At 62.5% G+C, this 12,006-nt stretch carries 12 protein-coding genes; 6 read left to right on the forward strand and 6 right to left on the reverse strand.

Annotated features, from left to right (window positions below; genetic code table 11):
• Window positions 1-132: 132 nt before the first annotated feature.
• The gene (locus IFJ82_RS03740) at window positions 133-1,161 is read right to left on the reverse strand and encodes a cysteine synthase A (protein ID WP_192265650.1); all 1,029 of its coding nucleotides are present in this window, start codon (window positions 1,159-1,161) and stop codon (window positions 133-135) included.
• Between the two features lie 231 nt (window positions 1,162-1,392).
• Complete coding sequence (locus IFJ82_RS03745; protein WP_075631923.1) at window positions 1,393-2,529, reverse strand: helix-turn-helix transcriptional regulator; 1,137 nt, start codon at window positions 2,527-2,529, stop codon at window positions 1,393-1,395.
• An 86-nt stretch (window positions 2,530-2,615) separates the two neighbouring features.
• Here IFJ82_RS03745 and IFJ82_RS03750 point away from each other — a divergent pair, with 86 nt between their 5' ends.
• Together IFJ82_RS03750 and IFJ82_RS03755 are read left to right on the forward strand one after the other, a co-directional pair.
• Window positions 2,616-2,774 (forward strand): hypothetical protein, encoded by a 159-nt coding sequence (locus IFJ82_RS03750; protein ID WP_159107948.1) that lies wholly within the window; start codon window positions 2,616-2,618, stop codon window positions 2,772-2,774.
• A complete protein-coding gene (locus IFJ82_RS03755) occupies window positions 2,771-4,075 on the forward strand; it encodes a Hint domain-containing protein (RefSeq protein WP_192265651.1) in 1,305 nt (434 codons plus the stop codon). The genes IFJ82_RS03750 and IFJ82_RS03755 overlap by 4 nt, the downstream gene beginning before the upstream one ends.
• Here the strand turns inward: IFJ82_RS03755 and IFJ82_RS03760 are convergent.
• A complete protein-coding gene (locus tag IFJ82_RS03760) occupies window positions 4,039-4,980 on the reverse strand; it encodes a DUF2272 domain-containing protein (protein WP_003622031.1) in 942 nt (313 codons plus the stop codon). The two genes, IFJ82_RS03755 and IFJ82_RS03760, sit on opposite strands and share 37 nt — an antisense overlap.
• A gap of 198 nt (window positions 4,981-5,178) precedes the next feature.
• Here IFJ82_RS03760 and IFJ82_RS03765 point away from each other — a divergent pair, with 198 nt between their 5' ends.
• The gene (locus tag IFJ82_RS03765; RefSeq protein ID WP_075625299.1) at window positions 5,179-6,195 is read left to right on the forward strand and encodes an aldo/keto reductase; all 1,017 of its coding nucleotides are present in this window, start codon (window positions 5,179-5,181) and stop codon (window positions 6,193-6,195) included.
• Between the two features lie 258 nt (window positions 6,196-6,453).
• On the opposite strand, the gene IFJ82_RS03770 is transcribed toward IFJ82_RS03765, so the two are convergent.
• Both IFJ82_RS03770 and IFJ82_RS03775 read right to left on the reverse strand, forming a co-directional pair.
• Window positions 6,454-6,852 carry a hypothetical protein gene (locus IFJ82_RS03770; protein ID WP_003622036.1) on the reverse strand — a complete coding sequence of 133 codons (399 nt, stop codon included), beginning with the start codon at window positions 6,850-6,852 and terminating at the stop codon, window positions 6,454-6,456.
• A gap of 28 nt (window positions 6,853-6,880) precedes the next feature.
• Window positions 6,881-8,602 carry a Na+/H+ antiporter gene (locus IFJ82_RS03775; protein WP_062809433.1) on the reverse strand — a complete coding sequence of 574 codons (1,722 nt, stop codon included), beginning with the start codon at window positions 8,600-8,602 and terminating at the stop codon, window positions 6,881-6,883.
• A gap of 303 nt (window positions 8,603-8,905) precedes the next feature.
• On the opposite strand from IFJ82_RS03775, the gene IFJ82_RS03780 reads away from it, so the two are divergent.
• The gene (locus tag IFJ82_RS03780) at window positions 8,906-9,826 is read left to right on the forward strand and encodes a DnaJ C-terminal domain-containing protein (protein WP_003622039.1); all 921 of its coding nucleotides are present in this window, start codon (window positions 8,906-8,908) and stop codon (window positions 9,824-9,826) included.
• Window positions 9,823-10,152 (forward strand): chaperone modulator CbpM, encoded by a 330-nt coding sequence (locus IFJ82_RS03785; protein ID WP_003622040.1) that lies wholly within the window; start codon window positions 9,823-9,825, stop codon window positions 10,150-10,152. Before IFJ82_RS03780 ends, IFJ82_RS03785 begins: the two co-directional genes overlap by 4 nt.
• 202 nt (window positions 10,153-10,354) lie before the next feature.
• Here IFJ82_RS03785 and IFJ82_RS03790 read toward each other — a convergent pair whose 3' ends face one another.
• Window positions 10,355-10,786: a hypothetical protein gene (locus tag IFJ82_RS03790; protein ID WP_040512916.1), complete on the reverse strand. Its 432-nt coding sequence runs from the start codon at window positions 10,784-10,786 to the stop codon at window positions 10,355-10,357.
• A 370-nt stretch (window positions 10,787-11,156) separates the two neighbouring features.
• Here IFJ82_RS03790 and budA point away from each other — a divergent pair, with 370 nt between their 5' ends.
• Window positions 11,157-11,945, forward strand: coding sequence for an acetolactate decarboxylase (budA, locus tag IFJ82_RS03795; protein WP_062809431.1), 789 nt, complete (start codon window positions 11,157-11,159; stop codon window positions 11,943-11,945).
• Window positions 11,946-12,006: the final 61 nt, after the last annotated feature.

The raw sequence follows: 12,006 nt of genomic DNA on the forward strand, positions 1-12,006 counted from the left end.
AGAAAGGCAGCCCCGGCGGGGGCTGCCTGAAACCATGGAAATGTCTGCCGATGTTTTTGCAGACAAGCCCGAAAATGCGGCGGGATGGTATTTTTATTGTTATATATCAGTATGTTGTTTTCGTCCTGCCTTTTATTTGTCAAGCCATGACGGCACCGGCAATTGCTTGGTGCGCAGGAATTCCGGGTTGAACAGCTTGGACTGATATCGCGCGCCCCCATCGCACAGGATGGTGGCGATGCGATGGCCCGGCCCCATGGCGCGCGCGACGCGGATGGCGGCGGCGACATTGATGCCCGCGGACCCGCCAACCGACAGCCCCTCATGGATCAGCAGTTCATAGATCTGCGTCAGGGCTTCGGCATCGGGAATGCGTTCGGCGTCGTCGAAATGCAGCCCCTCCAGATTGCCCGTCACGCGTGACTGCCCGATCCCTTCGGTGATGGACGAGCCGGAGATCGAAAGGTCCCCCGATTTGACCCACCCATACAGGCCGGAACCTTCGGGATCAGCCAGCACGATGCGCGGGCGCGCGACACCCGCCGCACGGGCCCGGTCCTCCAGCCCCAGCGTGACGCCCGCCAGCGTGCCGCCCGTCCCGCATGAACAGGTGAAGGCGTTAATATGCCCGCCCATCTGGTCCCAGATTTCGGGGCCGGTGGTGTGGCGGTGGCCGTCGCGGTTGGCAAGGTTGTCGAACTGGTTGGCCCAGACCGCACCCGTTTCTTCCGCCAGACGACGCGAGACATGGACATAGTTGCCGGGATCACGAAACGGCTTGGCCGGGACAAGGCGCAGGTCCGCGCCGATCATGCGCAGGAAGTCGATTTTCTCCTGGCTCTGCGTCTCTGGCATGACGATGATGGAGCGGTAGCCGCGCGCATTCGCCACCAGCGTCAGGCCGATGCCGGTATTGCCCGCCGTGCCTTCGACCACCGTGCCGCCAGGTTTCAGGACACCGCGCCGTTCCGCGTCGTTGATGATGGCAAGGGCCGCGCGGTCCTTGACCGATCCGCCGGGATTCATGAACTCCGCCTTGCCAAAGATTTCGCATCCTGTGGCCTCGGACGCGCGATGCAGGCGGATCAGCGGCGTGTGACCGATCGCGTCGGTCATGCCCGCGCTGGTGGTGGGGTGGATGGGGGCGGGACTTTCGGCCATCGGGACTGAACCTTCGGATCTGTTGGGTGCGACAGGGTGCGCGCCCCGCCATCTCCATCTGTCATGGGATGGGGCGCGCGTGCAGTGCCCCAATGTGCCCCAATGCACGCCTGAAACCAAGATGCCCGGTTTTTTCCGGCCTCCTCCGCCTGACGCTGTGTGCCGCCATGGGCGTCAGGCGCGCGCGGCATGCCGGGGCAGGGTATTTATCGTGGATATTACTGTGTGGGATTACTGTGTGGGCAGGTCGCGCACAAAAGCCGCGAGCTTGCCCTGACTGTTCACCTCCAGCTTTTCATAGACATGGCGCAGCATGGACCGGGCATAATGGTCTGAAATGCCCAGTGCGCGTGCCGCTTCCTTGATCGAAAGGCCGTTGGACATCTGCTGCACCAGTCGTGCCTCGCTGCTGTTGAGGCCCAGCAGCCGCAGGGCCTGCGTCATGTCGGCGATGTCAGCGCCCGGCCTGTGGAACGCCAGCAGGGCCATCGGGTATGCAGGCTGGCCCGTATTTTCCGGCATGAGCGGGATTGCCCGTGCAAGGAGTGGCCGGCCGGAGGGGCAGTGTACGGACACGAAATATTCAGATGCATGCCCGGCAGTATGTCCGGTGATGTGTTCAGCGATATGTTCGGGGCCGGTGGCGGCATGCAGCGTGTCATGCAGCAACCTGTCAAGCTGGCGCTGGCTTGCGCGATGCGAACAGATGATGTGCCCGTCGATATATGACACCCCGTCGCCCAGCACGCGTTCCATGGCGTCGTTCATGAATAGGACGCGCCCGTCATGGTCGAGTACGGCGGCGGCCGTTGGCATGCGATGACAGATTTCGCGAAAGCCGTGGGCGAAGGCACGGGTGCGGCCCTGTGCCACGGACATCGCAAGGGCACGGCAGACATGTTGCCCCAGCATCAGGCGCAGCCTGCGTTCGTCGGGCGTTTCATGCGGATGGCCAAGGGGACGTTGAATCGACAGGGCGAACCGTGGAAGGCCGGGCGTGTCGAAATAGAACCGGTTGGTCCGGCTGGCGTCGAATTTCCTCAGGAAGTCCTGATAATACGGGCTGTGGGCCATGTCCGCGTCACTGACGAAGGACGTGTCCGAAAGCTCCCCCTGTGGTGAGGGTTGTCGTGACAGGTGGATGCGATAGGGATCATGCTGCCACATATGGCTGTAATATATGTGATCCGCCTCGGGAATGCGCGAGGAACCGAACCGCAGGGGGGATTGGATTTCCTGCGGCATGATTGCCGCCCCCACGCCCCCCGTCACGCGTGACAGGGCAAGCAGGGTGGGCTGCCACAGGCTGTCATCCAGTGCGCAGCGGTAGATGTCTCCTATGACCGTGTTGACGGCATCGGACAGCATTGGCGAAACCTTCGCAGGGTGATCTTATACGAAAAAGATAAACGTATATGTAATACAGCTTTTGATTTTCATGTCCAGCCACATCCATGGACTATTCTGTGCGGCGGGCGGGCTGCATCCTGCGCGCCGATCCGGGCGGTGTCACATTGCGGTACGGGGCGTCATGGCCATGTTACGGTCGGGGCGCCATGCCTGCCGCCATTTCCGCCACCGTGATGGCATGCAGGCATGTGGGGAATTCATGACGCTTTTCGTTCCGGCAATGGGCCAGTCCGTGCAGATGGCCACCGGCGGCATGCCATGTCGGGACCGCGACCGGCCCGAGGGTGGGCCTGATGACGTGTCCAGAGGTATCCCCGGTGGCATCCCCGGCGGCATGGACGTACCCTCCCCATCCCCCGCCACGTGGCCGCGTGGCGCGGCGCGCATGGCGTCGCGGGCCTGCGGGTTCATTCCCGGCACGCTGCTGCGCACGCCATCGGGCGATGTGCCGGTGGAAAGCCTTGGTCCGGGGGATTGCGTACTGGCGGCGTCAGGGCAGGTGCGACGCATCTGCTGGATTGGCCTGATCGCGGCGCATCGTCCCCCTGCCGGGCGGGAGGGGGCGTACCTTGTCCATATCGCCGCCCATGCCTGCGCGCGCGGACGGCCCACACGCGACCTGATCGTGCTGCCGGATATGGCAGTGGGATACTGCATGCATGACGAGGTACTGGTCCCCGCGTGCGAACTGACCAATGGTGCGACCATCGCCACCGTTCCCGGTGGTGTGATGGAATGTTGGGGGATCGTGCTGGATCATGCTGACGTGGTGCTTGCCAACGGGTTACCGGTGGGTGTGGGCATGACGCAGGCCCCCACGGAGGGGCTGCCGCCGGTCCTGACGACGCGCGGCCCGCTTGTCGCGGCGCGGCGCGCGGGGCTGGTGGGGCGGGCGCAGGACATGGGGTGGCGTGTCACCACCTGCATGGACGTGCATGCGATGATTGACGGCCGCCGCCACAGGGTGGCGGTCAGGGATGGTGTGGCGCGTTTCACTTTTGCACCCACCGCGCGGCATGTGCGCATGGTGTCGCGCACTTTTGTCCCGGCGGATTGGGCCACCTGCGATGACCGGCGTGCGCTGGGCCTTGCGGTGCAGCGCATCACGCTTGGCGATGGTGTGCGTATGACGGCGGTGGACCTTTCGGACCCGCGTATCGCCGCAGGCTTTCACGTCCCGCCCCTGCCTGATGTGCATGGCGAAGGTGCCGGGGGGGAAGGCGTCTCATGGCGATGGACAAAGGGCGTGCTGTCCCTGCCATGCGACCTGTGGCGCGACATCCCCATGCAGGATACCGCCACCACGACAGGGGAAAAGCGGCGGGATACGCGCGGGCACGATATCGTGGTGTGCGTTGAATATGATCCCGCCGCGAGCCAGTGCTGGGTCCTGCCCGCGCCGCCCCTGCGTATCTTCCGGCCTGAAACCGCCGCCCCCCGCCATGTGCGCGGGGGTGGCGGCGTGCGTCACTGCGTATCGGGTGCGGCTGCGTCCGCATCATAAAGGACCTGTAGCACGACGCACCATGGATAACGTGGGTCAACACTGCCGCCGCGATGGCTGGACAGTCGCCCGTGCCGGTCCACTGGCACATGGGTCATGGAGACCGCGTCATCCACATTGCCGCCGATGATGCTGATCTGATGGCCAAAGGGCGGGGCATTGTCGTCCATCGCCACCACAAGCCCGCAATGCGCGGGAAAGGGCTGGGCCGTGGGCAGGTTGGCAAAGCGCACGGCCCGGCTGGCCCCGCGCCCGACACAGATCAGGTCGCCCAGGCGCGGGGCATAGGTGTCGGGGTTGCGGGCCCGTACGCCTTTTTCCGTATGTGCGGCGGCGGCATTGATATAGGTGGCGTGGTTGGGGGAATAGGCAAAGCGGTCATTCGCCCCCGCAACCCGCATCACATAGGAAATGAACGCCGCCGACCACGCATATGTCCCGTCATGGACAAAGTCCGTGACCCGCCCATTTTCATCATGCTTGCCGGTCCATGCGCTTTCCTTCTCCCCCGGGTCCTGGCCGATCCACCAATATTCCCCCACGCGTTGCCACATCCCGGCGGTGCGTTCGGGCTTGACGGCGGCGATGGTGGGTTCGGGACGCTGTTCCGGGTCGTCATCGCTGACGGGCTGTCCGAACATGCGCCATTCGCGCAGGGCAATGGCGATCGTGTTCTGCCGTGTGAAGGGTTCAAAATTCCGTGTGGCGAAATCGGGGACATGCGTATCCACCGCCAGCGGTCCCGCCCCGGCCGGATATTGCGCCACCGGCGTGCGCGCGGGATGGTGCAGCGTGCCGTGGGCACACGCCCCAAGGGTCGCGAGGGGCAGCAGAAAGGCAATCTTGCGCAGCACGCGGGGGGTCTCCTCCATCAGGTTACGGCGCGATGGCGTCGTCAGTCCCATTCCATCCATACGGTGCGGCGCCCGATGCGAAAAGGGGAAAGCGCCCCGGCCGGTGGCATTCCCCCTGCCTTGCGATCATGCCCAAAAGGCCCAATCCTGTATCAGGGGGTGTTGGTGTGATCCGTCCATTGTTATCTTTATCAATGGGTTATTTTGGAACATTCAGCCCATTCCATTCACATGGCAAAGGAAAACCGCATGACAGGCGCAACAGCAGGGGCATCGACAACGGCGGATACCCTTATCGTTCCCGGCCTGAAACGGCCCGTGGCGCGCATCGCGCTGGGCACATGGGCGATTGGCGGATGGATGTGGGGTGGCCCTGATGACCGTCAGGCCATCGCCACAATCCACGAAGCACTCGACGTGGGGATCGACCTTATCGACACCGCCCCCGTCTATGGCTTTGGTCATTCGGAGGAAGTGGTGGGCGAGGCCCTGTCGGGCGGTCGGCGTGACAAGGTTGCGATCGCGACCAAGGTTGGCCTTGACTGGCATGACGATCACAAACCGTTCCGCAATACGTCGGCCACCCGCATCAACAAGGAAATAGAAGAGTCCCTGCGCCGGCTGCGCACGGACCATATCGACCTGTATCAGGTCCACTGGCCCGATACCGCCGTACCGATGGAGGAGACGGCACGCGCGCTGGAAAAACTGGTGACGCAGGGCAAGGTGCTGGCGTTGGGGGTCAGCAATTTCTCCATCCCGCAGATCGAGGAATTCCGCAAATTCGCCCCCCTGTCGGCCATTCAGCCGCCCTATAACCTGTTCGAACGTGAAATCGAACGCGACATCCTGCCCTATGCCATCGAAAACCGCCTTGCAGTGCTGGCCTATGGCCCGCTGTGCCGGGGATTGCTGTCGGGGCGCATGACGCCAGAGACAAAGTTCGGCAGTGATGACCTGCGTGGCAGCGATCCCAAATTCCAGCCCCCGCGTTTTGCGCAATATCTGGCGGCGGTGGCGGCGTTGCGTGATTTCGCGCGCGAACGCCATGGCAAATCGCTGCTGGCACTGGCGATCCGCTGGGTGCTGGACCAGGGACCGACCATCGCCCTGTGGGGCGCGCGCAAGCCGGAACAGATCGCAGGTGTCCGCGATGCGCTGGGCTGGAGCCTGTCGGAACAGGACCGCAAGGATATCGACGCGATCCTGGTGCGCACGGTGCGCGATCCGGTGGGGCCGGAATTCATGGCCCCGCCGGGGCGGTGAGCCGGGAGCAAGGGCCGAGCCCAACCCACTGATAAAAAGTAAAAGTGTCACGGGGGGCGTCCTGTTTCCAGAATGCGCCCCCTTTCAGGGTCGTGAAGGGTTTCCGGGTGCCGCCTTTTTTCAAAAAGGCGCCGTCTTCTGAAGCTTTTTAGAAAAAGCTTCACCAAAAACCTTCATGCGTTATCGGCTGGGATTGTTATTGCTGGGGTGGGGATTTTTGGGTGTCCTTGGGGTGTTCCCCACCTGATGGGCGCGGCCCTACCGGATGCTGTCATCCCCGCCCATGTCGCCCCCGGCCGATTGCGCAAGTGAATGCCACGCCCCGTGCGATACCATGCATTGTGCATAAAAACGCCGGTGATCGGTGCGGTTCATGGACATCTGCTTGGCCGTGGTGGTGGCATACATCCCCATGGCGGACGTGGTTTCGCACACCTGCGCGGTCTTGATATATTCGGGGCTTTTCTTGTCCAGCGCGGGTTCATACCCCGTCACGTTGCCATAGGGGGAGGGCGCGTGCGAACGGTGGGGGATATGGAAACTGTGGTCGCGCGCATCCGCCGCACCGGCAAGCAGGGGGAACATCACCAGCACCGCCATGGCGGCGGCCAGCGCACGCGCGCGGTGGCGGAAGGGCAGGCACAGGGCGGTCGTCATCCACGGGTCTCCTTGGTATCGGGGCGCGTCAGTGCGCGGCGGTATCCGCATGATCCCCGGCGGCCTGCCGGGGAAGGGAGTGTGCCTCGATTTGGAGTTCCTGTTCGATAAAATCAAGTTCCTGGTTGATGGTCGCCTCCGTTTCGTCATTGATGCGACGTTGCATCACACGCAGGTGCAGGCGCTCACGCATGTGACGGATGACATGGAAGCGCAGGGCAAGTTCTGCGCGCTTTTCACGGATGGCCGTCGCGCGGATGCCGCTTTGCGCGGCGGCGGTATTGTCCAGCCGTTTCAGGCTGTCCTGATATTCATGCAGCAGGCGTGAAATCGCCTCCTGCTTCAGGTCCACCGTTTCCTCGTCCGCGTCATGGTCGATTTCATGATGCGCCAGCGCCGCCTGTTCGGCATGCAGCGTCTGCACCGCCGTCTGCGCCAGTTCGATGCGCATGGCGTCCAGTTCACGCAGGGCGGGGTCGTCCTCGTCCGTCTGCATTCCCGCCATCAGCGGTGGCATCGTCACACTTGCCAGCACAAGCGAGCAGATGATGACCCCCGCCGCCAGTGTCACAAGCAGGTCGCGCCCCGGAAAGCCCGCGGACGTCGCGGTCGCGATCGGCAGCGACAGGATCGCCGCCAGCGTGATCGCCCCGCGCGTGCCCGCCACCGTCATGATCAACACCGTGCGGGCAGAGGGAATGACCGTCTGGCGGTGGCGCACATGCGCGAACAGGCGGCGCGCGGTGATGGAAACCCAGATCCATACAAAGCGCATCATGCTCATCGAAAGCTGGATCGCAATGATGGCAAGGATCAGGAACCATGGCGACACCCCGCCCTGGCGTGCGATGCGCGCGCCCTCGGTCACAAGGTCGGGAAGCTGTAGCCCCAGCAGCAGGAAAATCACCGCGTTGAAGGTGAAGTTGACCATGTCCCACACGGTCGTGGCCTTCAGGCGGGTTTCGGTCCGTGCCTCGTTCATCACGCCGGTGAACTTGACCGTCATGCCCCCCGCCACGGCGGCGAGGATGCCTGAACAGTCCATCGCGTCCGCCATCAGATAGATCGCAAACGGCAGCATCATCGCAAGCGTGATGTGCGTCGGCGGGTCGTCATATCCGCGCACCAGCAGCACATGTTCCGCCCGACACGCCGCCCATGCGATCAGCACCCCCATGATGATGCCCCCCGCCGACATGAACATGAAACTGCCCAGTGCCTGCTGGAACGAGAAGATGCCCGTCATCGCCGCCGCCACCGCGAATTTGAAGCATACAAGTCCCGAGGCATCGTTAAGCAGCGCCTCACCATGCAGGATATGGACCACGCGCGCCGGGGCGCGCCCGCCCTCGATCATGCTGCCGACCGACACCGCGTCGGTGGGTGACATCACCGCCGCCAGCGCAAAGGCGGCGGGCAGGGCGATGGGGGGGATCATCCAGTGGATGAAATACCCACATCCCAGCGTCGTGAACACCACCAGCCCGAGTGCAAGCATGATGATGACATTCCGCAGTTCCCCGAATTCACGCATCGGCATGCGATAGGCATCGGCATAGAGCAGCGGCGGGATGAACAGCAGCAGGAACATGTCGGGATCGAACCCGATCTTCAGTCCTGCAAGGGCCGCAACCGCCCCGATCGCGATCTGGATCAGTGGAAGCGGGACAGGAATGCGCCCGATGCGTGAAATCAGGCTGCTGATGCCACTGACCGTCAGTAATGCCAGCGTGAGGAAGACAACATGCATATTGGGGGGATATCTTCTGTATTGATATTTTTATTGATACAATAAAATAATACCTGTGTGGAGTAAAACAACAAAAGATTTATTTTCCACCCGACCTGAGGTGTTATTTTGATCTACCTGATATGCAGCCCGCAATATTCTGCACCATCGACATGCGCTTTTGCCTGTGCCCTTCATTGACCATGGCGCGCGGGCTTCCCATTATCATGATACAAGCGGTCATCAGGCAGGCAGCGCGGGTCGGCCTGCCATGTGGCCCGCAATGGACATGTTCGGCCCGACCCGGAGGAATGACACCCAACCGTGAGTAAAGATCCATACGAGGTACTTGGCGTGGCGCGTACCGCCAGCCAGGACGAAATCCGCAAGGCCTATCGCAAGCTGGCCAGAAAGCACCACCCTGACCTCAACCCCGGCGACAAGGCCGCGGAAGAGCAGTTCAAGGCGGTCGGGGCGGCCAATGACCTGCTGTCTGACGAGGAAAAGCGTGCGCGCTTTGACCGTGGTGAAATCGACGCGGAAGGACAGGAACGCGGTTTCGGCGGCGGTGGATACCGCAACCATGCCGAAGGCGGGCAGGGCCATTTCTATGGCGGCGGGCAGTTTTCCGAAGACGACCTTGGCGACATATTCGGCGGCATGTTCGGTCAGCGCGGTGGCTTCCGCCGTCGCCCGCAAGGTCCGATGAAGGGCGAGGACCGGCAATATGCCCTGACCGTCAGTTTTATTGATTCCGTCAATGGCGGCACATCGCGCGTGACGTTGCCCGGTGGCGCGACGCTGGATGTAAAGATCCCGCCGGGTATCAATGACGGGCAGGTCCTGCGCCTGCGTGGCAAGGGCGACGAAGGGTTCCAGGGCGGTCCTGCGGGCGATGCGCTGATCACCATTTCGGTGATGCCCGATGCCGTATATACCCGCGATGGCAACGATGTCCGTTCCACCTTGCCGATCGACGTGAAAACCGCCGTCCTTGGCGGCAGCATCACGGTGCCCACCCCCGCAGGCCCGGTCAAGATGAACGTCCCCCCCCATTCCGATACCGGCAGCGTGCTGCGCCTGCGTGGGCGTGGGGTAAAGGCGCATGGCGGGCAGGAAGCGGGAAACCTGTATGTCAAATTGCAGGTCATGATCGGCAAGGTCGATACGGCGTTCGAGACCTTCTTGAAATCATGGAACCCCGAAGGGGGGCAGGATGACAGGAAGGGGGATGGTGCGTCATGATTAATTTTGAAACCCTGTGCATCAGGGTGGGTGGCGTTCCCGCGGACGAGATCCAGCACTGGATCGACAGTGAATGGCTGCGTCCCGAAGGTGCGCCCGGCCATTACCTGTTCCGTGAGATTGACGAGGCCCGGGCCATCCTGATCCGCGAACTGCGCCATGACCTTGGCGTGAACGAGGAAGGGGTGCCCATCGTGCTGTCGCTGCTCGATCAGCTTTATGCTTCGCGCCGCCAGATGCTGCGCCTGCGTGAGGCATTGAGCATCCCGCGTGAAAATGAACTGCGCAGCAAGTTGCGTGGCCTTATGGGCATGATGCCAGACTGAAGATGCCAGACTGAGGATGTCCGGCTGAAGATGCCGGACTGAAGGCGAAAGCCCGGTCGCGTGGATATATTGCCGCGCGGATATATGAAAAACCCCGGCCGTGCGATGCATGGCCGGGGTTTTTTCATGGTGGGGCCGGGCTGTGTGGCATGGGGCATTCCCATATGCGCCCCCCGCCCGGTTGCGGAAATGTCCGCGATGTTCAGTCCGCGCGGCTGAGTGGCAGGTTCATGACCTGTCCAGCTTTCTTGCCCTTCATCTTGAGGAGCGCGCTGTTCTGGGAGGTCAGGGTGAAGCTGACTTCCGGGTCGTCATTGACGGAATGCAGTGTCGTGCCATCAACCTGGCGCAGGATGAATGTGCGCCCGACAAGGCCTGTCAGTTTCTCCAGCGGCGCGGGCAGTTTCAGTTCCAGCGGCGTGACGCCCCCGGATGCCTTGCCCGCCGTGATCGTCAGCGGCGCAAGCCCCAGGGATGACCATGGCCCAAGAAAGTCGGCCACGGGATGGGCCGCCTGCGTGGCCTCCGGCGCGGGGGCAGTGGCGGCGGCGGGGGCAGCGAGGGCCTGCGTCCCGGTCGCCAGCAGGCCCGAAAGCACGAGGGCGGAGGCGGCAATGCGAAGTGGCTTTGTCATCAGGTATCCAGTTTCCAATAACGTTATGCCCCAACAATGGCGGGCGCGCGGCCATCGGGCAAGGCGGGATGTCCGCCCCGGCGGGAATGGCCGCACGGCCCATGGCGTGAATATTTCGCATGCCGTCATTCATGATGGGAAAAATATCGCGAATATTTTGTTTTTACATGGGTTATGCCTGCGCGTCGTGCATATCCCGATGCCGGGACGGCAAAGATAGGGGGCGATGTGCCATATGTTTCATATATGGAAAATGGCATAAATATATATTGGACGATTGGGTCGGGCTGCCTCACCATCTGCGCACATAAGGAATTATCCGGTGTCCGGCCCGCAGGCGGCCGCCGTGATCTGATGCGGGAGACATGGTTTGAAATTCAGATGCCAATCGGTCGGTGAGATCGAGTCCCGGTCCGGCGCGCTGGGTGGTGGCGCCGGTCTCGGCCCCCGTCGCAACAGGCTGTACCAGACGTCCACCATGGCGGCGCTGCTTGATGCGGTCTATGACGGTGAAACCACGCTTGATGAACTTCTGGTGCATGGCAATTTCGGCCTTGGCACCTTCAACGCCCTTGATGGCGAGATGATCGTCAATGACAGCGTCGTCCACCAGTTCCGTGCCGACGGGCAGGCCGGGCGCGTGCCGGGTTCGCTCAAGACACCGTTCGCCTGCGTCACCTTTTTCCAACCGGAAAAGGAATATGTGATCGACACGCCGTGCGACAAGGACGCGTTCGAGGAGATCGTCAACCGCCTGGTGGACAATCCCAACCTGTTCGCCGCCGTGCGCTTTACCGGCCTGTTTGAAAAGGTGGAGACACGCACCGTCTTCTGCCAGTGCCATCCCTATCCCCCGATGCTGGATGTGGTCAGCCGCCAGCCCACGATGCAGCTTGGCGCATCATCCGGCACGATGCTCGGCTTTCGCACGCCGCCCTATATGCAGGGGGTCAATGTCGCGGGTTATCACCTGCATTTCCTGACCGAGGACGGAAAGCGTGGTGGCCATGTGACCGATTACCGTGTCCGTCAGGGGCGGCTGGAGGTCGGGATCATTTCCGACGTTGAAATCCAGCTTCCGCGTACCGAACAGTTCGCAAAGGCGAACCTGACGCCTGAAAATATCCATGAGGCCATTCGCGTGGCAGAAGGCGGTTAAGGCAGGGTTTTACCCCACCTTTTACTGTATTACCCGTAAATTGCGCCCCACCATGTTTGGG

Origin of the sequence: Novacetimonas hansenii (assembly GCF_014843995.1) — a bacterium.
Taxonomy (GTDB): domain Bacteria; phylum Pseudomonadota; class Alphaproteobacteria; order Acetobacterales; family Acetobacteraceae; genus Novacetimonas; species Novacetimonas hansenii.